This is a genomic window from Mammaliicoccus fleurettii (genome assembly GCF_002018435.1).
Lineage (GTDB): Bacteria > Bacillota > Bacilli > Staphylococcales > Staphylococcaceae > Mammaliicoccus > Mammaliicoccus fleurettii.
This window is the reverse complement of the sequence record NZ_MWJM01000006.1, coordinates 94,615-120,692: the sequence shown is the minus strand read 5'-3', so window position 1 is coordinate 120,692 and position 26,078 is coordinate 94,615. Positions and strand designations below refer to the sequence as shown.

Genomic DNA, 26,078 nt, shown 5'->3' with positions numbered 1-26,078 from the left:
AATTATGCCAGTTAGAACTTTCTAAGGAGCACTATTCAGAATTTTGCCAGTTAGCGCAATCTAAGGAGCATAATTCGGAATTTTGCCAGTTAGCGCAATCTAAGGAGCATAATCCGGAATTCTGCCAGTTAGCGCACAATCATCTCCCGCAACCACGCCCCATAATCTAGCCCACCCCTATAAAGCCCACTTTCTCCACATAAAAAAGAGCCGAGACAATTCACTTGTCTCGGCTACGATCATTATATTCTTATTTTTCTTCAAAGATAAAGTCTTCATCTTTTAGGGCTTCTACGTTTAATGCTATAACGTAACCGTCACCTTTAACACTAAAGAAATCGTGGTTTTTAGTGCTTGTATTCAATGCGTTCTCGATTATAGGATTGAATGCTTTTTCTTCATAATATGGGTCAAATCCTAAGTTTGCTAATGCTTTGTTCGCATTATATGTTACGTAATTCATTACGTCGTTTGTTAAACCAATATCATCATATAAAGTTTTTGTATATTCATACTCATTTTTATATAGTAAATCTAGCATGCGATACATTTCTCTATCTGCTTTAATTTGTTCATCTTGTGAAAGTTCATTTTTCAGGCTTTGTGCATCTAAACCTGTAAATACACCGTGAATTGATTCGTCTAATAATATTTTACGAATAATTTCACCTGATGTTGTCATACGACCTTGTCCTGCTAAATATAAAGGATAATAGAAACCTGAGTAGAACAAGAATGTTTCTAAGAACACGCTTGAAACTCTAGCCATATATTGATCATATATTGATGCTTCTTTAGCCCATAGTTTATGGTAGTTTCCAACGATCATATCTGATTTATATTTTAGATGTGGTTCTTCCACAACCCAAGTATCTAATAATTCATTTGTTTCACTAGATGGCAATAATGTAGTAAATATATGAGAATAACTTTTCGCATGTATTTGTTCCATCATTCCCATAAATGAATATACAGCTTTTTTTCTTAAATCTTGAGTGTGCATCATGATTAATGGCATTCCATCATCTGCTTGATGTGTGTCTAAACCTGTAAGTCCAGCTAATGCTTTTTTAAATGTGTTTTTTTCTGCTTCAGTCAGTGTTTCCCAACTTGCCATATCTTTAGATACTTTGAATTCTGACTCAACCCACATTTGTGAGATGTTTTGACGCCAGAACATATTCGTCATATCTTCTTGTGTATTCCAATTTACTGCCTTCATGTTAGATCTCCTATCTTATTAAAATGATTAAATTGAACAACTTGTACATTCTTCTACACTTAATAATTTATTACGTGTATAGTAAAGTGATTTCAAACCTTTATGATGAGCATATACGTATAATCTTGAAAGTTCACGCGTAGAAATTTCTGAATTAACATATAAGATTGTAGAAATACCTTGGTCTACGTGCTCTTGAATTGTTGCAATTAAATCAATTAATTTCATTTGATCTGTATTAAATGCTGATTTGTAATACCACATAGTTTCTGGTGATAAGAATGGCATTGGGTAAAATGTTTCTGCATTACCATAAGTTCTTCTTTCAATTTGATCTACGATTGGCATTACTGAACTTGTAGCATTTTGTACATATGAAATACTTTGAGTTGGTGCAATAGCAAGTCTATAAGCATGATATAATCCATTTTCTTTAACTGCCTCTGCTAATGCTTTCCAATCTTCAGCAGTTGGCATTTCAATGCCTTCAAATAATGCTCCAACATTGTCGTATTGTGGTTTAATATCAGATTGAATGTATTTTTCAAAATATTTACCTGAAGCATAATCAGATTTTTCGAAATCAGCATATGTTTCTTGTCTTTCTTTAGCTATTTCCATTGAACGCTCAATAGAATAGTAGTTCATCATCATAAAGAATACATTAGCAAAGTCTTTTGCTTGTTCTGATTCATATCCGATTTTGTTTTTAGCTAAATAACCATGTAAATTCATTACTCCTAAGCCAACTGAATGCAATTCACTGTTCGCTTTTCTAACTCCTGGAGCATTTTTAATTTCTGTATCATCAGACACAACTGTTAAAGCATCCATTCCTGTATGGACTGAATCTTTAAATTTCTTAGATTCCATTACATTTACAATGTTTAATGATCCTAAATTACATGAAATATCACGTTTGATTTCATCTTCTGTTCCATAATCGTTAATAATGGATGTTTCTTGTAATTGGAAAATTTCAGTACATAAATTACTCATTTTAATTTGGCCAATTTCAGAGTTTGGGTGTACTTTATTCGCATTATCTTTGAACATTAAGTATGGATAACCTGATTGTAATTGAGTTTGCGCAATTGTATTTAACATATCACGAGCATCTTTAGCTTTTTTGATAATGTTAGGATTTGCTACAAGTTCATCGTAATACTCGTCAAGGTTAATATCATCAAGTGTTACACCGTATTCACGTTCAACAGTATGTGGTGCGAACATATAGAAATCTTTACCTTCTTTAGCTAAATCAAAGAATTTAGAAGGAACGATTAAACCTGTAGAGATTGTTGAAAGTCTAATGTCTTCATCTGCGTTAACTTTTTTAGTATCTAAAAATTCTAATACGTCGTAATGGAAGATATTTAAATAAACTGCTCCTGCACCAGGTCTTTGACCAAGTTGATCAGCATAACTAAATCCACCTTCTAGTGATTTTGCAACTGGAAGTACACCTTTAGCTACTCCTTTTATACCTTTAATTGCTTCACCACGAGCACGTAGTTTAGATAAATTAATAGCTACCCCGCCACCAATTTTACTTAATTGTTTAGCAGTTGAATCAATAAAGTTAATTGAATTCAAACTATCATCCACTTCTAATAAGAAACAACTTACTAGTTCCCCACGTCTTGCTCTACCAGCATTTAAGAATGTTGGTGTAGCTGGTTGAATACGTTGTTCAATCATACCTTCAACAAACTGCTTAGCTTGTTCAACATTACCTTTTGCTAAATATAAAGACACAATAATAACGTGTTCTTTGTAAGTTTCTAAATATTCTGATTTATCATTCGTCTTTAAAGCGTAATCTTTGAAAAATTTACTTGCTGACATATAACTTGCAAATTGAAAAGGAATTGAATCTGCAAATTGGTTTATCTCTTTTAGTGATTCTTCGCTATATTCTTTAAATAGATCATAATAGAAGTCTTGATCTACTAAAAAGTGCAAACGCTCTATTGGGTCATTAAATTGAATTGTTTTTTCTGCAATTTCTTCTAAATATACTTCTAATGCTTCTTGGTCTTTTTCAATATCAAAAAATCCATCTTCTCTTCTCTTTGTCACTTTATTGTTTAATTCAATATGATTTTGCTTCTGTTTGTTTATCATTTTCATAGAGATTAACCACCTTTTCTTTAAATTCATCTGCTATTTCTTGGTTACCGTGTAATTCAAACTTCATCAATAAAGGGACATGATATTTATTCGCGATTTCTTCACTTGCTTTCGCGAAATTCTGTCCCCAATTTCTATTTCCACTACCTGCTACTGCTCTCAGATGTTGATGATTTACATTCAAAAAATCTTGTACAGTATCAGGAACTTGTCCGAATCCGATTGTACCTGTCACAATTATAAATGGTTCATTAATTGCATTTGTTTTGTTTGCCTCAGTGAGAGCCATTGTATCAGACAACCCAGCCCTCTGAATGAATCGTCTTACATTACCTGTTAAAGAGTAATAAATTATCTTCATTAACTTTCACCTGCCACATATATATACTTAATAAATTGCATTTATAAAATAACAATACAAAAAATCCAACACTTTATTCAATTTTATTCTAAATGTGCAAAACACAAGATATTGTGTCTGCTTTTTTATGTAGATACTATATTATGTGATTTATTATAACACTATAAATGATTCATAACACTTATATTACCTTATTTTTTTAAAAAAAATAGGGTTGACTTTCCATCCACATATGACAATCGTTGATAAATCAACATTTGAAAATTACTTTCATAAAATTAAGTTTCAAAAATGATTTCAGTCAACATGACATATACTTTTTAAAGTGAATTATGATAATATATGTTCATTGATAAAAAATAGAAGGTGTTTAAATGAACTCTACAGTTAAAGGCATCATTGCAATACTCATTTCTTCAATTGGTTTTAGTTTAATGGCTGTATTCTTCAGACTTTCTGGTGATTTACCAGTTTTTCAAAAATCACTATTTAGAAACCTCATCGCGATGATTGTACCTATTTACTTCGTCATCAAATATAAAGCACCATTTTTCGGAAAATTAGAAAACCAACCATTACTTATTTTACGTTCTACACTGGGCTTAATTGGTGTTTTACTCAACATATATGCAATCGATCATATGGTATTGAGTGATGCGGATATGTTAATGAAATTAAATCCATTCTGGACTATACTACTTTGTGCGTTGTTTTTAAATGAAAAAGCTCGGAAATATCAAATTATTGCAATGGTTATTGCAATTGCTGGTTCAATTTTCATCATTAAGCCTTCATTGGATTCAGATACAATGCCCGCAGTTATCGGTTTATTATCCGGAATCTTTGCAGCTGGTGCATATACTGCTTTGCGACCATTAGGACAACGTGAGAAATCCTATACTACAGTATTTTATTTTTCATTCTTTTCAACAGTAGCATTAATCCCATTTGTCATTTTCACATTTGAACCAATGACTTTATCACAAATCATCATATTATTAATGTCAGGTGTATTCGCTACAGTTGGACAGTTTGGTATAACAATCGCATATAGTCATGCAGCTGCTAAAGACATTTCAATATTTGTATACGCATCTGTCATATTTAGTGCTTTACTCGGTTTCATCATATTTAAAGAAGTTCCAGATTTATTAAGTTATTTAGGATACATCATTATATTCCTTGCAGGATATTATATGTTCAAAAAAGCTCAAAGAAATCCAAAACCTAAAGAATCAATTACAAAAGGAGAATCATAATGTCAGAAGGACGAAATAAAGAAGAATTAAAAGATATCACATTATTAGGAAACCAGAACAATCAATACCATGATCAATATAAACCAGAAGTGTTAGAAGTATTCGACAATAAACATCAAGGTAGAGATTACTTCGTTAAATTTAATTGTCCAGAATTCACTTCTTTATGCCCAATAACTGGTCAACCAGATTTTGCTACGATTTATATATCATACATTCCAAATGTTAAAATGGTAGAATCTAAATCTTTAAAATTGTACTTATTTAGCTTTAGAAATCATGGAGACTTTCATGAAGACTGCATGAACGTTATTATGAACGACTTAATAGAATTAATGGATCCACATTATATTGAAGTTTTAGGTAAATTCACACCACGTGGCGGCATCTCAATAGACCCTTATACTAACTATGGAAGACCTGACTCAAAATATGAAAAAATGGCAGAATATCGCATGATGAACCATGACCTATACCCTGAAAATATAGATAACAGATAGTAGCATATACAGTGAGTGGCACAGAAATATAATAAGAGCAGAAATTCATTATTAAAAATGAATCTCTGCTCTTATTTTTTATGAAAGTCATTGATGCCCTATGAGCTTTTCAGTGTATGGTGTTGAATTTGAGTATGTCTTAGATTAACTTCTGACTTAATCTACAACTTGCTCTATCTCTTCGATTAACTCCCGACTTAATCTACAACTTGACTGAACTCTTAGATTAACTTCCCAATTAATCTACAACTTAGTCGAACTCTTAGATTAACTTCCGACTTAATCTACAACTTGGCTGATCTCTTCGATTAACTCCCGAATTAATCTACAACTTGCTTAAACTCTTAGATTAACTTCCGACTTAATCTACAACTTGACTGAACTCTTAGATTAACTCCCGAATTAATCTACAACTTGCCCTATCTCTCAGATTAACTTCCCAATTAATCTACGTCTTATTTTATTTTTTCACATATATAAACTTATTACTCTTTATCATAAGAAAGCGTTTACATTTTTAAAGAAATAATTCTATTTTCTACATCCCTTGATACTACTGGTTTTAATTATTGCAAATAATCATTATTGTATGAATATTAGTAATCTTTAACTTGTGTTTATTTTATGAAACGATTACAATTTAACATGTGCTATTTTTAAGTACATCTAAAATGAATACAGTTTATTATGAGGGGAAGTAAAAAATGGGTAACAAACATTATACAAAAGAGGAAATTATTCAAAGTACACCACGTACTGGTTTCTTTGGTCATCCTAAAGGGTTGTCAACATTATTCCTAACCGAATTTTGGGAAAGATTTAGTTATTATGGAATGAAAGCAATTCTCGCCTACTACATTTACTATTCAGTAGCAAAAGGTGGATTTGGCATTGACCAAGGTTTAGCATTACAAATTGTATCTATTTACGGTGCACTTGTTTACATGAGTGGTGTAATCGGAGGATGGATTGCTGATAGAATTACAGGTACACGACATGCACTGTTCTATGGTGGAATACTCATCATGATTGGTCATATACTATTATCATTACCTAGTAATTTCACATTATTATTAGTCGCACTACTATTCTTAATTATTGGTACTGGATTATTAAAACCAAACATTTCTTCAACTGTTGGTTTATTATACGAAAAGAACGATCCAAGATTAGACTCAGCATTTACAATTTTCTACATGTCAATTAACTTAGGTGCATTATTATCACCACTATTAATCGGTTGGTTACAAGTTAATGTAGGCTTCCATGCTGGTTTCGCAGTAGCAGCAGTAGGTATGTTTCTTGGTTTAGTTATTTATTTCTTAACTAACAAAAAATATTTAGGTCTTGCTGGTATCGAAGTACCTGATCCATTGAATGCAGAAGAAAAGAAAAAAATCACAAAAATCGTTGCAATATGCGTAGTTATAATAGCTATTGTTTGCGTAATTTTAAGTTTATTTGGTCAATTAACATTACCGAACTTTGCAAACTTCATTTCGGTTCTAGGTGTTCTATTACCAATTTATTACTTTGTTAAAATTACAGCTAGTAAAAAAACAGAAGATTACGAACGTTCAAGAGTTTATGCGTACATACCATTATTTATTGCAGCAGTAGCATTTTGGATGATTCAAGAACAAGGTTCTACAGTATTAGCACAATTCGCTGATACTAAAACACAATTAAGTATGTCTAAGTTAACTGGTGGCGCAATTGATTTCTCTATACCAGCAGCTTGGTTCCAATCACTTAACCCGTTCTTCATCATTTTATTTGCGCCATTGTTCTCAATCTTATGGGTTAAATTAGGTAAATTCAATCCACCAACAGTTTATAAATTCTCAATTGGTGTATTCTTAGCAGGTCTTTCATACATTATTATGGTTGTACCTTTATCAAGTGACGCATCATTAATTAACCCATTTTGGTTATTCGCTAGTTTCTTACTTGTAACACTTGGTGAACTTTGTATTTCACCTATCGCTTTATCAACAACAACAAAATTAGCACCAAAAGCATTTACAGCTCAAATGATGAGTGTTTGGTTCTTATCAAATGCTATGGCACAAGGGTTAAATGCTCAAATGGTTAAAGTTTATACAAGTATCAGTTCTAATGATTACTTCTTATATTCTGGTATTATAGCAATTGTCATTGCAGTATTATTATTAATCGCTAGTCCAAAAATCAAAACATTGATGGCCGGCGTTAAATAATTTTTATCGAAGCTAGTATCTTGCTAGTTATGAGCATAAAGAGCAGCAATTCATTTTTAATAATGAATTGCTGCTCTTATTTTTTGTATAAAAATAGCTATTGGTAACGATTTTGTAAAGTGCGGACGCCTGAGGGAATGGTATGCGTGAGAGACTACAGGCTCGAACCATACCCTAGGCAAGCATGCACGTACAAAATCGTAAAATATTAAAAATATGCATATCACTGGAAACTTAAAGAAATCAAAATGAATGAGTAATTTTTCATATTTTTTAATTTATAATTATAATTACTTTTTGATTATTCACAATTTTAGAACTTATTAAAATTTTATTGAATTTTCTAAATTATAGGGTTAAAATGTTCAGTAAACTCACTTGAATTTTCGGAGAAGTTTGGAAAGGAAGCGATTTATTATGAGCAAAATGACGCGAGAGGAAATGGTAGAAACAGTTCCTCAGCATGGATTTTTTGGTCATCCACGCGGGCTAGGAATTTTATTCTTTGTAGAATTTTGGGAACGTTTTAGTTATTATGGAATGCGTGCAATACTACTTTATTATTTATACTTTTCTGTAAGTCAAGGCGGACTTGGATTAGATAAAATAACAGCGCAACAAATTATGGCAATGTACGGTTCACTTATATTCATGACAGGTATTTTAGGTGGATGGGTTGCCGATAGATTAATCGGTTCTCGTAGATCACTCATGTATGGTGCTGTATTAATCATGTTAGGTCATTTAGTCTTATCTTTACCATTCGGTTTAAGTGCCTTTTTAATATCTATGATACTTATAATCGTAGGTTCAGGATTAATGAAACCTAATATTTCAAACGTTGTTGGAGGTTTATACCACAAGAACGATAATAGATTAGATGCAGGATTCGTTATATTTTATATGTCAGTTAATATGGGTGCGTTACTATCACCACTTATTATTGACAAAGTACGTGTAAGCGTAGGCTTCCATCAAGGTTTCTCTATCGCAGCCTTTGGTATGCTTCTAGCTTTAATAGCATACGTATTATTCCAAAGAAAAAGTCTTGGAGAAGTTGAAAATCATCCTTCAAACCCATTGAATCATAAAGAAAAAGTAAAATATGCTAAAATTTTTACATATAGCACGATAGGAATCATTATCCTACTAGGTATTTTATATCTAGTTGGACAACTTACATTTAATTCAATCAGTTTAATCGTATTAATCGTTGGTATAGTTGTACCATTTATATATTGGTCAATTATGTATCGAAGTCCTGATATTGATGGAACTGAAAAATCAAGACTGTTAGCATATGTACCATTATTCTTAGCTTCCGTGTTATTCTGGAGCATTCAAGAACAAGGGTCAAATGTACTGGGCGTATTTGCGCAAGAGCATACTCAATTAGATTTAAACGCTTATGGTATTAATTTTGTTATACCAGCAGGTTGGTTCCAATCTATAAATCCATTCTTTATTGTTATATTTGCACCAGTTATCTCATTCTTGTGGCAAAAGTTAGGGAAATACAATCCCTCTACCCCACTTAAATTTGTAATTGGTTTAGCATTTGCAGGTATTTCATTTATTGCAATGATGATTGCAATGTCTATGCAACAAGCAGAACTTATGAACCCAATATGGTTAATACTTAGCTTCTTCTTATGTGTTATTGGGGAACTTTGTTTATCACCTACTGGATCAAGTGTTTCAGTTAAACTTGCACCAAAAGCATTCTCAGCCCAAATGTTAAGTCTATGGTTCTTAACAAATGCAACTGCACAAGGTATTAACGGACAACTCGTTAAACTTATAGAACCACTAGGACAACAAAATTACTTTGGATTGATTGGTGCAATTGCAATCGTCGTGTCACTAATCGTATTATCCATGACACCAAAAATCAAAAAACTTATGCAAGGTATACATTAGTATATTTTAATTTAAAACGCACGATATCTCGTGAGTCTTCGTGCGTTTTTGCCCGATTTAGTCCGAATCGCACGATATCTTCTGAGTCTTCGTGCGTTTTTGCCTGATTTAGTCTGAATCGAACGATATCTCGAAAGTCTTAGTGCGTTTTTGCAGGAATGGAATCGTCATCCACCTATATCAAAAAAGCACGACATCAGCCTGAATGTGCCGATGTCGTGCTTTTATTTATTTTGATGTTTCTGATACTGCTTCATTAGATTTAGCATATTCGCCGTTCCCGCCTAAGAAATATTCTTCTACTTCTTTCCAACTATGAACTTTTGGCCATTTATTATAATCTCTATTATGATCTGCTGCATACATAATAGAGTGATTGTTAAAGCTTTCTAATTGTTTAGGATTGTCATCAATTAGGTAGTCTGTATTGACGATGCCTTTATCACCACAAAATACAAAATGTTGTGGGCTTAAAAATGGCATATGTTCTCTAAGCCAAGCATATTTATCTGCAAATGATGTTGGTACGTCCATTGCAGCTGTAACAATATATACATCATAATATTCGTTTAATTTTTGAACCACTTCAATCGCATTTGGAAATACTTCTAAATCTCTAAAAAATCCATCTTCCCTTAAAATCTCAGTAAGAACGCCTTGATGTTCAGGCATCATATTACGGATTTTTGTACCTTTAAGTTCTTCCATTGTAACATTTGAAGATGTTTCTTCATTGTAACGTCTTAGTAATTTTTTAATAGTGTCAGCTAGGACTTCATCCATATCAATACCGATTGTTTGCTTCGTCATTGTACCTTCTCCTTTATATATCAATGTCTACTAGTATATCAAAGAAGTTACTGACTTTCCTTTCTTATGACCCCTACTCCTCAAAAAAAGTTTCTAATACTTGTAACATTTTATCATTATGCTCACTAAATCCTATCGTGATTCGAACACCATTCGGAAATGGTCTTGTTATAAATCCTTCTTTAAGTAAATAATCATATAATACTTGAGGTTGGTCAGTATTTACATAGATAAAATTCGTCTGACTATCATATATATGCTCTTTGAAAGAAGCATTTAAAAATTTCTCGATTTCTTGTCTGTTTCTTTGTGTAATATCTTTTAAATAGCTTTGATCTTTTATTGCTGCATCTGCCGCAACTGCTGATAATGATGTTACGTTAAATGGTAGTCTTACTATATCTAGCTGGTCTAATAAAGATTCGTTTGCTATTGCATATCCTATACGTTGCGATGCTAATCCATACGCTTTAGATAAAGTTCTTAATAGGACCACTTGGTTATATTGTGACAACAATTCTAAACTGTTTGGAACATCATCAGCAACCGCAAATTCTATGTACGCTTCATCAATCAACACAATAATATCGTCAGGCACTTTTTTAATAAAAGCTTCTATATCATCATGTGATAAATAAGTACCAGTTGGGTTATTAGGATTACATATCCATATTAATTTTGTCTTATCTGTAATTTGTTCATACATAGCATCTAAATCAAAATAACCATCTTTAAGAGGTGTTGTTTTAACTTGTGCGCTTTCTATGATGGCATGATGTTTGTATTGTCCAAACGTCATATCACTCGTTAATATTTCATCTCCAGGCTCTAATACAGTTCTAGAAATAATCATGATAACTTCATCCAAACCTGAACCGAAAAAGATTTGCTCTTTTTTTACGTTGAGGAATGTACTTAATGTTTCTTTTACTTCAAACTGTTTTACTTCTGGATAATAAAATAATTCATCTAAATTATTTTTAATGGCTTCTTTAACTTTTGGTGAAGGACCATATAAATTTTCATTTGAAGCAAGCTTGACCATTTCTCTATCTATGCCATACTTTTCTTTTAATTGTCTCGGTGATAATCCCGGTTGATATGCCTGTAATTCACTTAACTGTTGCTTCATAATCTAAGACCTCCAAATTGAAATATAAAAAACGGTAAATCGAAATTTACCGTTTTTTTTAATTTATTAGTATTATAGACCTAATCATTTTCATAAATCAATGGTATTTAGTTAATCAGATCATTCTTCTCTAAATATTCTTTTGCTACTTGATACGCATCTTCATCTTTAATCGTTACTCTATGATTCATTTCTTGCATCTCTTCATCAGAAATTTTGCCTTTTAATTTATTCATTGCTTTAACAACTTCAGGATGCTCTTTTACAGTTTCTTTCTTCATCAAAGGCGCACCTTGATATGGTGGGAAGAGCTTTTTATCATCTTCTAAAACAACCATACCATATTCTTTAAGCTCAGCATCTGTAGAATACGCATCAATCAAATCAATATCTTTACTTTCAAGTGCTTGATAACGCAATTTAGGTTCCATAGTTTTTACATCTTTAAAGTTCAAATCATATTTCTTCTGAATGCCTTTATAACCATCTTCACGGTCGTTGAATTCTAATGTAAAACCAGGTCTAATATCATTTTCAACTTTTTTCAAATCAGAAATTGTTTTGATATCATGTTTCTTTGCATACTCTTTTTTAACAGCTAAAGCATAAGTGTTGTTATATTTCATCGGTTCAAGCAATTGCATATCAAACTTTTTGTCTAAGCTATTATTTGCTTGCTCATAGACGCCTTTTTCTGATGTAGATTTTGGCGTTTCTTTAGTTAATTCACCTAGCACCGTACCTGTAAATTCTAAATAACCATCTATTTCATCAGATTTTAATGCATTGAACAAGAATGACGTTTTACCCATACCTGCTTTAACTTCTACTGTATTATCAGTTTCTTCTTCGATTAATATTTTATACATATTCGTAATGACTTCAGGTTCAGAGCCTAGTTTACCTGCTAAAGTAATTTTGTCACCTTTTTGAGCAAATAATGGAATCGTTACGGATAATAAGAATATCAACAATATTGTGCCTAAAATAATTAATGATTTTTTATATGAGATTTTCTCTAATATTCTTAAAAATACATCAAAGAAAATAGCTAATATTGCCGCTGGAATAGCACCTAATAATATTAACGAAGTATTATTTCTATCAATACCTAAAAGTATTAAATCCCCTAATCCACCAGCACCAATTAAAGCAGCTAGAGTTGCAGTACCAATGATAAGTACCATGGCAGTTCTTATACCTGCCATCATAACTGGCATAGCAAGTGGTAGTTCAACTTTAGACAATCTTCTTCCTGTTTTCATACCAATGCCTCGTGCCGCTTCAATAAGAGATGGGTCGACTTCTTTAATACCTGTATATGTGTTCCTTAATATCGGTAATAAAGCATAAATTACAAGTGCAATAATTGCAGGAATACGTCCGATCCCAAATAGCGGAATCATTAAACCTAATAAAGCAAGAGACGGTATTGTTTGTAATACTGCAGCTATATTAATAATGACTTCTGCTAATTTTTTAGTCTTAGTTAGTAAAATACCTAATGGCACTGCTATTACAACTGCTATTAGCAATGCAATAAATGATAGTTGAATATGTTCTAATAATGTCTCTAATAACTGACCTTTTCTACTTGAAAGTGTCTCAAATAATGCATTCATTATGAAACACCTCTATTCTTTTCTGCCAAATAGCTAAATACATATTGTCTAGTCACGATATGGCTAGGGACATTGTCGCCTTTATCCATTATGATAGCTTCGTGTTCAGCTAATAGCCCATATATATCATCAATTGTTTTAGATGGGTCTACTTTTGGATATTGTTCAATTGAATCTGTATGTACTTCTGATATCGGTTGTGCTATATCACCTAACTTAACTTGCTTTAATACATGTGCATCTACATTACCAATAAATGATTTTACAAAATCATTTTTAGGTCGATGAATAAAATCATCTGCCGTTCCAATTTGTTCTACATGACCTTGATTTAACAAACAAATACGGTCTCCCATTTTCATCGCTTCTTCAATATCATGTGTTACAAAGACGATTGTTTTTTTAATTTTAGACTGAAGTTCTAATAAATCATCTTGTAAATTTTTTCTACTGATTGGATCCAATGCGCTAAATGGCTCGTCCATTAATACAACTGGTGGGTCTGAAGCAAGTGCACGTATTACACCAATACGCTGTTGTTGACCACCAGATAATTCGCTTGGATATCGATTTCTAAAAGTTTCTGGATCTAAACCAACCATATTTAACAATTCATCTACTCGATTAGCGATTTCTTTCTTTTTCCATTTTTTCATTTCTGGAACTTGAGCTATATTCTCTTTAATCGTCATATGTGGAAATAGCGCTATTTGTTGGAGTACATATCCAATATCCCATCTCATTTCAGAAACATCATAATCACTAATCGGTTTATCATTAAAATATATATATCCTTCCGATAATGAAATGAGTCTATTAATCATTTTAAGAGTTGTTGTTTTTCCACAACCTGATGGCCCAATTAAAACAAAAAATTCTCCTTCGTTAATATTGAAACTTATATTATCTACTGCTTTTTTATCCCCGTATATTTTTGAAACCTCTTCAAATTGGATCATTCATAGACACCACATTTCTTTTTATTGTCTGTAACTAAATTACTTTTTAATTATTTACCCTAATGTCACAATAAAATGCCTATAACGCCTTATATTGGTTGTTTATAATTTTTAATAGTATCAATAAAAATTGGACAATAATGTTTCAACTTATAACTTCCAATTCCATCAATTAAAATCATTTCTTTTTTAGATTCTGGCAACTTCTTAGCAAATTGTTCTAAAATTTGATCTGAGAAGATAGATAAAGGTGACACTTCTAGCTCTTTACTTAAATCTTTTCTAACCTCAATTAAGCGTTCAAATAAAGAACGGTCAACATCTGTAATTGTTTGTATGTCTACTATTTCTTTTGGCTTAGTCTTGAATGGTGTGGTCATAATTTCGACATTTCCTCTAAGTACTTCCATAGCATCTTGGTCTACGCTTAATATTTCTTTATGCTCATTTAAATAACCTTTATAACGTAATTCATCTAATAAATGATGACATTCATTTGTTGTATAGTCTTTTAATATACCATACGTACTTAATTCATCGTATCCTAGTGATGAAATTTGAGGGGTTTGTTCACCTCTTAATACTTGTATAATCATATTTCTTTTTTCTTTTTGTTTTAATCTTGCTACACAACTCAATATTTTTTGTGCTTCTGTTGTCATATTGTATGATTTTTCAGATTGAATACAACTTGAACATCTACCACATTCTTCTAATTTCTCATCAGGGTTGAAATAATGTATCATCATTGCTTCAAGACATTTAGTTGTCTTAGTATATTGAATCATTTGTCTAAGCTTTTCACCTTGTTTTTCTTTATACTCATCATCAGCAGGGCTAGAAGATATAAAGAATTTTTGTAGGTCAATATCTCTATCTGAGAACAATAGAATACATTCACTATCTAATTGATCTCGACCAGCTCTACCCGCTTCTTGATAATAAGATTCTATATCTTGAGGCATATTGTAATGAATGACAAATCTTACATTGGATTTATCTATCCCCATCCCAAATGCATTTGTAGCGATTGCTAACTTTATGTCATCTTCAATAAATTTACGTTGGGCACGTTCTCTTTCTTCTTTAGGAAGCCCTGCATGGTACATAACATTTTTAATATTCATATCATCAAGCGTTTCACTCAACTGCTCTACTTGCTTTCGTGTGGAGCAATAAATAATTCCTGATTGGTTAATGTTTGTTCTCACATAGTCTTTAACAAAATTAAGTCTTTGATATGTATTGTTCACTTTAAATGTTAAATTTTCACGTTTAATAGATGTTTCAATAATATCATTTTCAGCAATCCCTAATTTTTGAGAGATATCTGCTTGAACTTCTTTTGTAGCCGTTGCAGTTAAAGCCACTAGTCTAAAGTGATGAGGTAAACTCATGACGTGTGTGATTACTTCTTGGTAACTTGGTCTAAAGTCATGTCCCCATTTAGAAATACAATGTGCTTCATCAAATGCTATAAGTTGAACATCACACTTATTAATCATTTGGATAAACTGTGGTTGGTTAAATCGTTCTGGTGCAATATATAGAAAATCTAACTGTCCTGAAATGAGCTCGCTCTCAACTCTTTTCTTTTCTTTACTCGTTAAAGTACTATTTAAAAATTCAGCCTTAATACCCATCGATCTCAAGCTATCAACTTGGTCTTTCATTAAAGAAATCAACGGACTAATGACAATTGTAAGTCCATCTAAATATAGACCTGGCACTTGATAACAAATTGATTTACCTCCACCAGTAGGCATAACACCTAAAGTGGGACGATGATTGATAACTTTATCTATAATTTCTTTCTGTCCATCTCTAAATTGCTGATATCCGAAATACTCTTTTAAAATATTTTGCATCTATATATACACCTCTATACGCTTATAATCTGTCTGATAAGGATGACCAACGCATATAATCTTCTTCATATTGCGCTTCAATCGATGTTTTTTCATTTGTTAGTTCGTTTAATTTTTCATAATTAGTCGCATGTTCAACCATTTCTTGCTCAAGCTCTACTAATCTTGATTCTATATATTCAATATTTTCTTCTAGTTGTTCAAGTTCTCGTTTTTCTTTAAATGACAATCTAGTAGTTGTTTTAGATTTTACTTCAGCTTTTTGAGCTTCTTTATATTGTTGTGTTGCTTTTTTATCGACTGTTTTTTTATATGCTAAATAATCTTCAAAAGTACCTAGCATTGGTTCTATTTGCTTATCATGGATATACCAATATTTATTAGCCACTTTATTTAAGAAATATCTATCATGGCTTACAGTGATAACTGTTCCACCGAACTCATTAATATAAGCTTCTAAAATTGTTAATGTTTCAGTGTCTAAATCATTTGTTGGCTCATCTAAAATTAAAACATTAGGCTCATGTACTAATAATTTAAGTAAGTAAAGTCTCTTCTGCTCTCCACCTGATAGTTTATTAATTTGTGTGCCATGTGTTTGACTTGGAAATAAGAATCTTTCTAACAATTGTGTAACTGACACAACAGTACCATCTTTCTCTTTAGCTACTTCACTTTCTTTTCTCAAGTAATCTATCATTCTGTCATCAGACGTCAAGCTTTCATCTTGCTGTTTGAAATAAGCTATTTTTACTGTTTGACCAGTAATCAAGTTACCATCAAAAGTCTGGTCTAAGCCACTTATAATGTTAAGGAGTGTTGTCTTACCAGCACCGTTTTCTCCAACAATTCCAATTCTATCGCCCTTTTGTATAATTGTCGTAAAGTCCTCGAATAAAGTTCTGTCACCGATGGACTTCGAGATATCATCTAATTCGAAGACCTGTTTCCCTAATCGAGAATGTGCTAAATTCAAGCTCGCTTCTCCTTGTGTCTTCTTGTTAGACAAATCATCTTCTAAATTATTAAATCTTTGAATTCTCGCTTGTTGTTTAGTTGATCTAGCTTTTGCACCTTGTCTCATCCAATGCAATTCTTGCTTATACAGTGCTTTTTTCTTAACATGTTGCTGAGCTTCTATTTCTTCTTTTTCAGCTCTTGCTTCAATATAAGATTCATAATTACCGGGATAACTTGTTAATTTACCATTTGAAAGTTCAACAATTCTAGTTGAAACTTGATTTAAGAAGTGACGATCATGTGTAACAAACATGATTGTATGAGGGTATTGTTTGATATAATTAACGAGCCATTCTATTCCTTCAATATCTAAATGGTTTGTAGGCTCATCTAACAATAATAAATCAGGTTTACGTATCAATTCTTTAGCTAGTGCAACTCTCTTTTGTTGTCCACCACTCAAAGTAGAAACCTTTTTAAGATAGTCATTTATACCTAGTTTTGATAGAATAGTTTTAACGTCTGCACTGTAATCCCAAGCATTTAATCGATCCATATCAGATTGGTATTGCATCATAAGATCTAAATCTTTAGATTCACCAGTTTGCTGATATCGATTTAAAGAGCTTTCGTATTGGGCAATGACTTTTGTCATTTCAGTTTCATTATTTAATACTTCATCTATTACAGATAAAGATCCATCAAGTTCAGGCTTTTGGCTTGCATATGCTATTTGATATTGGTTAGGATAAGATGTCTTTGCATCATAATCATCATCAATATTTGCTATAACTTTAAGCAAAGTACTCTTACCTGTTCCATTAATACCAACTAGTCCAATGCGTTCTTTGTAAGATACGGATAAATCTAAATCATTAAAAATAACTTTATCACCATATTGCTTATTAAGTTTTTCAATTTTATATGCTTCCATGAATTAACATCCTTTAATTTTCTCAGTTTTCAATTAATATATTATACACTTTTTTTCAAACAAAAGATACGAAGGAGCAAAAACTATGCAAGACTTTTTTACAGAACTACCCCCATATTTACAAGCATTATTCGCAGGTATTATCACATGGCTGTTAACTGCATTCGGTGCATCATTCGTTTATTTGTTTAAAAATATAGACACAAAAGTAATCAATACGATGCAAGGTTTCGCAGCTGGCGTGATGATTGCAGCTAGTTTTTGGTCACTATTACAACCTTCAATTGAGCAAAGTTCTGACTCGGCAATGCCATGGTTACCAGCGGCAATTGGCTTTTTATTAGGTGGATTATTCATTAGATTATTAGACTTTGTTATACCACACGCACACCAAAATGCTGTAGACAAAAGTCAAAAAGTCGAAGGACCTGATACTAAATTAGGTAAAAATACATTACTATTTTTAGCAATCACACTTCATAATATTCCAGAAGGTCTAGCAATAGGTGTTGCTTTTGGTGGAGTAGCAACTGGTAATGATGGTGCTACATTATTAGGCGCACTTGGTTTAGCAATAGGTATCGGTATCCAAAATATCCCTGAAGGTGCAGCACTTTCAATGCCAATACGTGCCTCAGGTTTAACAAGATGGAAATCCTTTAACTACGGACAAGCATCGGCATTAGTTGAACCTGTATTTGCAATGTTAGGTGCATTATTAGTCGTTGTAGCGACACCAGTTTTACCATATGCACTCGCATTTGCAGCTGGTGCTATGATATTTGTAGTTGTAGAAGAATTAATACCCGAATCACAGTCTGGAAATAACACAGACTTAGCCACATTAGGTCTAATGGGTGGATTCACTATTATGATGATTCTAGACGTAGCATTAGGATAAAGACAATCCCCGAAGTTTTGATCAAAACTTCGGGGATTTTTTATAAATATATGCTGTAACTAGAGATTTCAGTATGGAAATAGTATTCTATTTATCATGTTGGGCAAGTCTTGATAAGTTCAGCTCGTCTATTTATCATGTTGTGCCACTCTTGATAAATTCATGGGCTCTATTTATCATGTTGGACCTGTCTTGATAAATTCACGGGCTCTATTTATCATGTTGGACCTGTCTTGATAAATTCACGGGCTCTATTTATCATGTTGTGCCAGTCTTGATAAATTCACGGGCTCTATTTATCATGTTGGACCTGTCTTGCAACATTCAGCCGCTCTATTTATCATGTTTGTCTCGACTAGCAATATTCAACCGCTCTATTTATCATGTTGTGCCAGTCTTGATAAATTCACGGGCTCTATTTATCATGTTGGACCTGTCTTGCAACATTCAGCCGCTCTATTTATCATGTTTGTCTCGACTAGCAATATTCAACCGCTCTATTTATCATGTTGTGCCAGTCTTGATAAATTCACGGGCTCTATTTATCATGTTGGACCTGTCTTGCAACATTCAACCGCCCTATTTATCATGTTGGACCTGTCTTGCAACATTCAGCCTCTCTACTTATCATGTTGGACCTGTCTTGATAAATTCATTTATTCACAATAGAAAAGCCGGGACAAATTAATTTGTCCCGGCTTTTTAATATTAATTTTATTCTTCTTGATAGCCATTACCTGATTTATACTCAAAGTCTGATGGCTTGATTTTCTTGAAGTCTGGATTGTCATAGAACCTGAATAAGTCTCCGTGTAATAATTGATCGGATAATTCTAGTTCTTTTTCAACATTACTCTTGTTTTCTTCTAAATCTTTAGGTTTAGTCTTCATAGGTTTATTGGTCTTGTTGTCGTATGTTGTCGTTCCAATCGATTTATATTCTGGTGTGATAAAGTCACCATTTCTAAATGCGACTGTTTCATCATGTCCTTTAGATAATAAATCTGTACCAAACATTAAGTAGTTATTTGATTTTATACCTAAAACATCAAGTAAAGTAGGCATAACATCAATTTGACCACCGTATGTTTCATCAACTCCACCTTCTAAACCTGGAACTTTCATAAAGAACGGTGTTCTGTTTAAGTCCATAAATTTAGCTGGTGTGATTTCATCTTCACCTAATAAGTTAGCCATTGCTTTATTATGGTTCTCTGAAATACCATAATGGTCACCATAAATGATGATAACTGAATCATCATACAGGCCTTCTTTTTTAAGTTGTGTCATAAATTTCTCTAATGACTCATCTAAATAACGTGCTGTTTGTACATAACCATCTAATGTTGTACTACCAGTATCTGGTTTCTCAATAGTTGCGTCTTCTTTACTCACTGTGAATGGGTAATGATTTGTTAACGTAATTAAATGAGAATAGAAAGGTTGTTTTTGTTCTTTTAAATGTGATATTGATTCATCAAAGAATACTTCATCTTTTAAACCTAAGTTTTCAAGATTTTTTTGTTGCATATCGTAATAAGTTGCATCATAGAACTTATCTACACCAAAATGTTTGTACACTTGATCTCTGTTCCAGAATGTTTTGTAATCGCCGTGCATGACTGATGTTTCATAGCCTTGCTTTTGATTTAATATTGCTGGTAAGGATTGATAAGTATTGTCGCCTTTCAACGAGAACGCTGATCCTTGTGGTAAGCCATAAATACTATTATCCATCGTTAATTCTGAATCGGCAGTTTTACCTTGACCGGTTTGATGGAAGAAGTTTGGATAATATTTATAACCTTTATTACCTTTTGCTAACGAGTTTAAATAAGGTGTTACTTCTTCCCCATTTACTTTAAAATCAATTAGGAAAGATTGAAAACTTTCTAAATGAATCTTAATAACGTTTTTATCTTTTGCGATACCAAATGTTTCTTTGTTTGGTTCTTGATATTTTTGTTTCGTAAAGTTTTTAACTTCTGTTAAATCATCTTCACTTGCTAAAGCTTTTTGTGAATTATTTTGAATCGTTTTAACACCGTCATATACAGTGAAGTTGTAAGGCCCTAAATATTTAACTAAATATTTATGGTCAAACGTTCTTGTTAATAATTCTGGTCTATCTGACTCAGCAAAAGCTAAGTTTAAAAAGAATAGTGCAACTGCTACGCCCATAACAACTGGGACGAATTTTTTCGGAAATGCTTTTGTAGTAAACCATTTGCTTTTAAAGATAAGTACAAATAAAAACACAATTGTATCTGTAAAATATATAAAATCGTACCAAGAGAACGAGCTATATACTGCACCAGACATAGATTCAACATTACTCACTTGGTTTAAAGTGCTGAATGTTAAGAAATCAGAAAAGAATCTGAAGTATACAACGTTTGCATAAAGCAAGAACGATAATACAAATCCCGTTATAAAAATAAACCAAAATGACTTCTTCCCTTTAAAGAATAAGAACACACTTAGAATTAACGCAATTAAGCTATATGGGTTCATTAATAAAATCAAGTTCTGTACGAGTCCCTTTACCCCGAGTGACAAGTCTACATAATAGGCAAAATAAGTCTTTAATGCTATTGCTAAAATCGTTAGCAAGAAGAATGTAAAGACGCCTATCTTCCTATTTTTAGTTTTCATACCTTTCCTCCGTATCTCAACTCATATCAATTATCATTATTATTTCATTACATATTATTGAAGGTTGTAATATTCTCGTAATATTTATTTATGTTCAGTATTATAATTTATACTACTTTACAATAAATTTCAACTAATAACCATAAATTAATCCAAAAAATGTGTAAAAAGTGCATACAATAGACACAATTTACACATGTGCATTATTTATTTAATTCTTCATTTAACTTATATTTTATCCCTGTTTTAATTTGTTTTATAAACTGAGCGTGTTTTTTTAAATTTAATTCAGCTTCTTGAATTGTTAGTTTCTTAAAAATCATTTTAGAGTTATGTTTTTTTTGCGCTAATTTATCAATATGATAAGAAGCAATTGTACCTATTTGAGGATAACTTGATAATGATTGATGATCGTTTAACATTACAACAGGTTGATTTTCTTGATTTAATAAAACAGTACCTTTTTTTACACTTAAGAATGGTTGATCCACAATTTTACGATTGATAACAGATTTACCTTCTAATGTTAATCCTGTTCTATTAAAACGATTTGTTACTTTATAAACTTGATTTTCAAGATGCTTTATTTCTGCTTCATTAAAGTGCGTCATGCCTTCTCCAGAAACTACATGGAATATATCTGTAAAATAATTTAAGGCTAACGTATATTGATCAACACCCCAATCAGCAGTCTTAGTTTCTTCTAAGTTCTCGAATAGTTTCTTTTGTAATGATGTATAATTTCTACACATTTCTATCTCATCACCTACTTGCAGTATACGACCGTTGTGGCCACCCATTTGCAAGCGTATACTCGTTGACTTAGAACCTAACCATTCTTCTGCTACAATGCCACCAGCAATCGCTAAGTATGCTCTTGTGCCTTTTGCGCCTTCACCAAAACTTAGTACCTCACCTTTATTCATTAAATGAATCTTATATGGAGTTATTTTTTCATTATCTTTATATGCGGGGAAATTAGCGCCAGTAAAAGCAATTAAAGTTGGTTCAGTAAATTGAATGGCTGGTAACTTAAATGTCATTTCAATTAATGCTTCATCTTCATCATTTCCAACTAGCATATTAGCTAATCTATGATTAAATTGATCGATAGAACCATTTTTAACAATCCCAATATGTTGATACTTTTGTCTACCTAAGTCTTGTAATGAAGTGTATAATCCAGACTCTCTAATAATTACTGACATGGGTTATACCCTCCATCCTTGCTTTCTAATTCTTCAACTACATTTAAAATGACATCATCACCAAAATTAAGTTTACATTCACTACTCTGTCTGTCAAAGATCTCAACGTTCGTCCAACCAATAACTGGCCAGTCTCCGCTCGTATCAGTAGTAGTGATAAATAACTTATCTCGTTCTATACATAATGAGCCTTTAGGAATAAATTGTTTGTAATTGCAGTTGTCCGAAAATAAACGGTGACTTAACCCAGACAAATAAGGGCATCCTGGTGTGTGCCCTATCATGGAAACAAAATAAGTTCTCGATTCGAGTACTTGTAATTGTTCGTCTGTTGATAAATCTGTTAAATGGTCAAAATCAATACCGTACTTACCACCAATTACGACATCTATTGCAATAGATTTTTTTATAATTTCTCTATTATTTAAATCCTTTTTCTTCTGATAAATAATACGTTCAACAAATTCTGTCATATATTTATATGGCTCATTGATTTGATGATTCATCATCATACTATATGGATGGTAAACAACCATTAAACTATTCTCACTTGGAATGACCTCATCTATAAAAGGCATTTCTTGATTCAATATTTCTAATCTAAATTCATTTATTTCATGCGTTAACTGTCTTGAAGGTTCACGATCACTCATTACTGTGAGTGCAGAATCCCCCTTAGGATATATGCGCATTTAAAGACACCTCATTCTATTTTGCTATATAAAGCATCATTGTTTACGATAAAATACATCTGTTAAATCAATAAAAACATGCGTTAACTGATTAACAAATAAGCCTACAAAAACAATTGCTACGGCAAATCCAATATATAAATACGCAAAACTTTGCTTATTTTTTTCTTGTCTTAATTGACTCAAGACTACACGTTTTAAGTAAAATGCTATTAAGATCACTATTACTAAATATAATAATGCTAAGAACATATCTTTTCACCCGTCCTTATATGATGTTTACTATTTTACTATTTGTATCTTTAGATTACCATCAAAATTTAAAATCTATTTTAGTCCATTCTCTCAAACTATTAATCATAAATACTTCGTAATTACCATTTTTTATATGTTTTAACATTGTATTCTTATCAATGGTTTGTTCTTTAATGTATCCTTCTTCTAGCAATTGTTGTCTCATACAACCATTTAAAATTTGTTCTTTATATAAGGGTGTTATGTAAGTTTCTCCATCTTTAATAACAACATTACCTATATCAAATTCGGTTATTTCATTCTCTTCATTATAATATAATGTGACATCAGTATCATGTTCATGAATAAAATGATTACGTTCAGTTGTTTTATTTCTAATATATTTAGAAGCGATTGGCTTAGCTTGTTTTAATTTTGCTGTTAGTGGTTTCTTAGATTCAACTAACTCTTTAGTTTCCATATTAAATACACCATCTGAAGTCAGTTCTATTCTTAATTTATACGTTCCATCTCTTTGACTTTGTTCGGCATCATCAAGTAATTCGTTCCATTTTTCAAGTTCAAATGGTATTTCCAAATCTTTAGCACTTTTTAAAATTCTTTCTGTATGCTTATAACGTCTTTGTATAATTCCCTGTTCTATTCTCATCGTTTCTATCAAATTCACTTTAGGTATATTTAGAATTCTAGTTTTCATTTTAAATTCCTCGATTTCCGCTTTAGCAACTGAATCAATTGTTATACCTGAACCAACTCCGTAAATAGCTCTATGCTCATTATTATGTATCGTTCTAATAGGCACATTAAAAATCATTTTCCCATCTGGTAATAATACACCAATTGCCCCACAATAAATACCTCTAGGCTTTTTCTCTAAACTTTTAATAATTTGCATAGTTGATTCTTTAGGCGCTCCCGTTATTGATCCACATGGGAATAGCGCTTGAAGAATATTAAACAAAGTAAGTTCATTTTTTATTTGGCTACGTATTGTGCTCGTCATTTGATAAACCGTTTTATATTTTTCGATTTTAAATAAATCTATCGTTTCCACTGTTCCAACTTTTGAAATTTTACTTAAATCATTTCTTAATAAATCAACTATCATTACATTTTCTGCTCTATCTTTTTTAGAATGCTTTAATGTATTGAGGTTTTCTTGATCTTCAGTTTCATTATTACCTCTAGAAATCGTACCTTTCATTGGTTTAGTTAACAATGAATTTGCTAAATGCTGATGCGGCCCTAGTTGAAAGAAAAGTTCTGGAGAAATAGAAATAATCGTTTCATTATCGTGTTCAATATATGCTTGGTAATCACCATTAGATTCTTCAGTTAATGATTTAAAATAAGAATACCCATCTTGAATTGAATTAGAAGTTAATTGCGTCGTATAGTTCACTTGATATGTATTACCTAATCTTATTTCATCTTGTATAGCATGTATATTATGAGCTAACTCGTCATTAGTGTTCATTGCATGCCATTCGATATTGTTATTGGATTGATTATGACTAACTATTTCACTAAATTGTTGAACAGGCTTGTCATACACTTGAATTGAGGCATAATTATCTCCAGTTCCGTACACCTTTAGAGATGGATCAAACGCTTTTGCACTTTCATATGGTAAAGTCATCACAACGTAGAATCCTTTACGTTGATAATAACTCGCTTTATCAACTAATGATTGCACTTCATCTATACTATTAGCAGTAAGTGTATCAATTGGATTTTGAAATTTTAAGTCTAATTTTTCTTCATTTTGCAAGTCACTAATATATTTAAACTGAATATGTGTTTTCAATTTGAATACCTACTTTCCTTAAGAAATTCGCTAATTGTTCTAAACCAAATTCACTTAATATTGATTCAGGGTGATATTGAACAGCTTCAATTGGTAAAGACTGATGTCGAATTGCCATCGGTATTCCGCTCTTTGTACGCGCCGTGACAATAAAATCTTGCGGAATCTGTTGATTATCAGCTATTAAAGAATGATATCTCGTAACTTGAAATGATTGAGGTAAGTCTTTAAACAACCCCATTCCATCATGTGTTATTTGAGCAGTATGCCCATGAACTGGTCGTTCACCTTTTATCACTTTGCCTCCAAATGTAGAAATTAACAATTGAAAACCTAGACATACGCCAAGTATCGGTACATCTTTATAAATATTGTAGATACAAGACTTTAACTGTGTATAATCATCAGGATGCCCAGGTCCAGGCGAAATAATAATCACGTCCGGATTAATAGCCTTAACTATTTCTGCAGTTACCTCTTCAGACTTCAAAACTTTTATTTCAATATTTTTAGTAATTATTTTTATATATTCAATAATGTTATATGTAAATGAATCGTGGTTATCTATCATCATGATCATAAGTTTACACGCTCTTCTTTCCTTAATTTCAAATTAATCATACCATATCATAAACTTGCTTTTACAAAATGATTATATTAT

At 31.9% G+C, this 26,078-nt stretch carries 20 protein-coding genes; 5 read left to right on the top strand and 15 right to left on the bottom strand.

Annotation, left to right across the window (positions count from 1 at the left end; translation table 11 throughout):
* Positions 1-250: 250 nt before the first annotated feature.
* From nrdF to nrdI, 3 genes are read right to left on the bottom strand one after another with little or no spacing between them, the layout of a single operon-like run.
* Complete coding sequence (nrdF, locus tag B2G86_RS06755) at positions 251-1,222, bottom strand: class 1b ribonucleoside-diphosphate reductase subunit beta (RefSeq protein ID WP_078357368.1); 972 nt, start codon at positions 1,220-1,222, stop codon at positions 251-253.
* 27 nt (positions 1,223-1,249) lie between these two features.
* Positions 1,250-3,355: a class 1b ribonucleoside-diphosphate reductase subunit alpha gene (gene nrdE / locus B2G86_RS06750; RefSeq protein ID WP_078357367.1), complete on the bottom strand. Its 2,106-nt coding sequence runs from the start codon at positions 3,353-3,355 to the stop codon at positions 1,250-1,252.
* Positions 3,318-3,716, bottom strand: coding sequence for a class Ib ribonucleoside-diphosphate reductase assembly flavoprotein NrdI (gene nrdI, locus B2G86_RS06745; protein ID WP_078357366.1), 399 nt, complete (start codon positions 3,714-3,716; stop codon positions 3,318-3,320). The genes nrdE and nrdI overlap by 38 nt, the downstream gene beginning before the upstream one ends.
* Positions 3,717-4,090: 374 nt before the next feature.
* On the opposite strand from nrdI, the gene B2G86_RS06740 reads away from it, so the two are divergent.
* From B2G86_RS06740 to B2G86_RS06725, 4 genes are all read left to right on the top strand, one after another.
* Positions 4,091-4,975 (top strand): DMT family transporter, encoded by an 885-nt coding sequence (locus B2G86_RS06740; RefSeq protein ID WP_078357365.1) that lies wholly within the window; start codon positions 4,091-4,093, stop codon positions 4,973-4,975.
* Positions 4,975-5,475 carry a preQ(1) synthase gene (queF, locus tag B2G86_RS06735; protein ID WP_078357364.1) on the top strand — a complete coding sequence of 167 codons (501 nt, stop codon included), beginning with the start codon at positions 4,975-4,977 and terminating at the stop codon, positions 5,473-5,475. Before B2G86_RS06740 ends, queF begins: the two co-directional genes overlap by 1 nt.
* A 704-nt stretch (positions 5,476-6,179) precedes the next feature.
* On the top strand, positions 6,180-7,694 hold the full coding sequence (locus tag B2G86_RS06730) for a peptide MFS transporter (protein ID WP_078357363.1): 1,515 nt from the start codon (positions 6,180-6,182) through the stop codon (positions 7,692-7,694).
* A gap of 414 nt (positions 7,695-8,108) precedes the next feature.
* The gene (locus B2G86_RS06725; RefSeq protein WP_420798268.1) at positions 8,109-9,614 is read left to right on the top strand and encodes a peptide MFS transporter; all 1,506 of its coding nucleotides are present in this window, start codon (positions 8,109-8,111) and stop codon (positions 9,612-9,614) included.
* A gap of 228 nt (positions 9,615-9,842) precedes the next feature.
* Here B2G86_RS06725 and B2G86_RS06720 read toward each other — a convergent pair whose 3' ends face one another.
* The 6 genes from B2G86_RS06720 to B2G86_RS06695 form a co-directional block, all read right to left on the bottom strand.
* Positions 9,843-10,424, bottom strand: coding sequence for a 5' nucleotidase, NT5C type (locus B2G86_RS06720; RefSeq protein WP_078357361.1), 582 nt, complete (start codon positions 10,422-10,424; stop codon positions 9,843-9,845).
* Between the two features lie 73 nt (positions 10,425-10,497).
* Positions 10,498-11,556, bottom strand: coding sequence for a histidinol-phosphate transaminase (gene hisC / locus B2G86_RS06715; protein ID WP_078357360.1), 1,059 nt, complete (start codon positions 11,554-11,556; stop codon positions 10,498-10,500).
* A gap of 107 nt (positions 11,557-11,663) precedes the next feature.
* Positions 11,664-13,178, bottom strand: a complete 1,515-nt coding sequence (locus tag B2G86_RS06710; RefSeq protein WP_078357359.1) for an ABC transporter permease/substrate-binding protein — start codon at positions 13,176-13,178, stop codon at positions 11,664-11,666.
* The gene (locus B2G86_RS06705) at positions 13,178-14,137 is read right to left on the bottom strand and encodes an ABC transporter ATP-binding protein (RefSeq protein ID WP_078357358.1); all 960 of its coding nucleotides are present in this window, start codon (positions 14,135-14,137) and stop codon (positions 13,178-13,180) included. The genes B2G86_RS06710 and B2G86_RS06705 overlap by 1 nt, the downstream gene beginning before the upstream one ends.
* An 89-nt stretch (positions 14,138-14,226) precedes the next feature.
* Positions 14,227-16,005, bottom strand: a complete 1,779-nt coding sequence (gene recQ, locus B2G86_RS06700; RefSeq protein WP_078357357.1) for a DNA helicase RecQ — start codon at positions 16,003-16,005, stop codon at positions 14,227-14,229.
* A gap of 22 nt (positions 16,006-16,027) precedes the next feature.
* The gene (locus B2G86_RS06695) at positions 16,028-17,899 is read right to left on the bottom strand and encodes an ABC-F family ATP-binding cassette domain-containing protein (RefSeq protein WP_078357356.1); all 1,872 of its coding nucleotides are present in this window, start codon (positions 17,897-17,899) and stop codon (positions 16,028-16,030) included.
* Between the two features lie 85 nt (positions 17,900-17,984).
* On the opposite strand from B2G86_RS06695, the gene B2G86_RS06690 reads away from it, so the two are divergent.
* The gene (locus B2G86_RS06690; RefSeq protein WP_078357355.1) at positions 17,985-18,800 is read left to right on the top strand and encodes a ZIP family metal transporter; all 816 of its coding nucleotides are present in this window, start codon (positions 17,985-17,987) and stop codon (positions 18,798-18,800) included.
* Between the two features lie 714 nt (positions 18,801-19,514).
* Here B2G86_RS06690 and ltaS read toward each other — a convergent pair.
* From ltaS to B2G86_RS06660, 6 genes are all read right to left on the bottom strand, one after another.
* Positions 19,515-21,455, bottom strand: a complete 1,941-nt coding sequence (gene ltaS, locus B2G86_RS06685; protein WP_078357354.1) for a polyglycerol-phosphate lipoteichoic acid synthase LtaS — start codon at positions 21,453-21,455, stop codon at positions 19,515-19,517.
* Positions 21,456-21,658: 203 nt separating this feature from the next.
* Positions 21,659-22,663 (bottom strand): 5-oxoprolinase subunit C family protein, encoded by a 1,005-nt coding sequence (locus B2G86_RS06680; RefSeq protein WP_078357353.1) that lies wholly within the window; start codon positions 22,661-22,663, stop codon positions 21,659-21,661.
* Complete coding sequence (locus B2G86_RS06675; RefSeq protein WP_078357352.1) at positions 22,654-23,355, bottom strand: carboxyltransferase domain-containing protein; 702 nt, start codon at positions 23,353-23,355, stop codon at positions 22,654-22,656. The genes B2G86_RS06680 and B2G86_RS06675 overlap by 10 nt, the downstream gene beginning before the upstream one ends.
* Before the next feature lie 36 nt (positions 23,356-23,391).
* The gene (locus B2G86_RS06670) at positions 23,392-23,607 is read right to left on the bottom strand and encodes a hypothetical protein (RefSeq protein ID WP_078357351.1); all 216 of its coding nucleotides are present in this window, start codon (positions 23,605-23,607) and stop codon (positions 23,392-23,394) included.
* A 61-nt stretch (positions 23,608-23,668) separates the two neighbouring features.
* Positions 23,669-25,417, bottom strand: coding sequence for an aminodeoxychorismate synthase component I (pabB, locus tag B2G86_RS06665; protein ID WP_078357350.1), 1,749 nt, complete (start codon positions 25,415-25,417; stop codon positions 23,669-23,671).
* Positions 25,395-25,997, bottom strand: coding sequence for an anthranilate synthase component II (locus B2G86_RS06660; protein WP_078357349.1), 603 nt, complete (start codon positions 25,995-25,997; stop codon positions 25,395-25,397). Before B2G86_RS06660 ends, pabB begins: the two co-directional genes overlap by 23 nt.
* Positions 25,998-26,078: the final 81 nt, after the last annotated feature.

Coding starts and splice junctions, on each gene's coding strand:
- hisC (WP_078357360.1), bottom strand. CDS start 11,556: ATGAAGCAACAGTTAAGTGAATTACAGGCATATCAACCGGGATTATCA.
- ltaS (WP_078357354.1), bottom strand. CDS start 21,455: ATGAAAACTAAAAATAGGAAGATAGGCGTCTTTACATTCTTCTTGCTA.
- nrdE (WP_078357367.1), bottom strand. CDS start 3,355: ATGAAAATGATAAACAAACAGAAGCAAAATCATATTGAATTAAACAAT.
- B2G86_RS06705 (WP_078357358.1), bottom strand. CDS start 14,137: ATGATCCAATTTGAAGAGGTTTCAAAAATATACGGGGATAAAAAAGCA.
- queF (WP_078357364.1), top strand. CDS start 4,975: ATGTCAGAAGGACGAAATAAAGAAGAATTAAAAGATATCACATTATTA.
- nrdF (WP_078357368.1), bottom strand. CDS start 1,222: ATGAAGGCAGTAAATTGGAATACACAAGAAGATATGACGAATATGTTC.
- B2G86_RS06710 (WP_078357359.1), bottom strand. CDS start 13,178: ATGAATGCATTATTTGAGACACTTTCAAGTAGAAAAGGTCAGTTATTA.
- nrdI (WP_078357366.1), bottom strand. CDS start 3,716: ATGAAGATAATTTATTACTCTTTAACAGGTAATGTAAGACGATTCATT.
- B2G86_RS06730 (WP_078357363.1), top strand. CDS start 6,180: ATGGGTAACAAACATTATACAAAAGAGGAAATTATTCAAAGTACACCA.
- B2G86_RS06740 (WP_078357365.1), top strand. CDS start 4,091: ATGAACTCTACAGTTAAAGGCATCATTGCAATACTCATTTCTTCAATT.
- B2G86_RS06670 (WP_078357351.1), bottom strand. CDS start 23,607: ATGTTCTTAGCATTATTATATTTAGTAATAGTGATCTTAATAGCATTT.
- B2G86_RS06690 (WP_078357355.1), top strand. CDS start 17,985: ATGCAAGACTTTTTTACAGAACTACCCCCATATTTACAAGCATTATTC.
- recQ (WP_078357357.1), bottom strand. CDS start 16,005: ATGCAAAATATTTTAAAAGAGTATTTCGGATATCAGCAATTTAGAGAT.
- B2G86_RS06680 (WP_078357353.1), bottom strand. CDS start 22,663: ATGTCAGTAATTATTAGAGAGTCTGGATTATACACTTCATTACAAGAC.
- B2G86_RS06660 (WP_078357349.1), bottom strand. CDS start 25,997: ATGATCATGATGATAGATAACCACGATTCATTTACATATAACATTATT.
- B2G86_RS06675 (WP_078357352.1), bottom strand. CDS start 23,355: ATGCGCATATATCCTAAGGGGGATTCTGCACTCACAGTAATGAGTGAT.
- B2G86_RS06720 (WP_078357361.1), bottom strand. CDS start 10,424: ATGACGAAGCAAACAATCGGTATTGATATGGATGAAGTCCTAGCTGAC.
- B2G86_RS06695 (WP_078357356.1), bottom strand. CDS start 17,899: ATGGAAGCATATAAAATTGAAAAACTTAATAAGCAATATGGTGATAAA.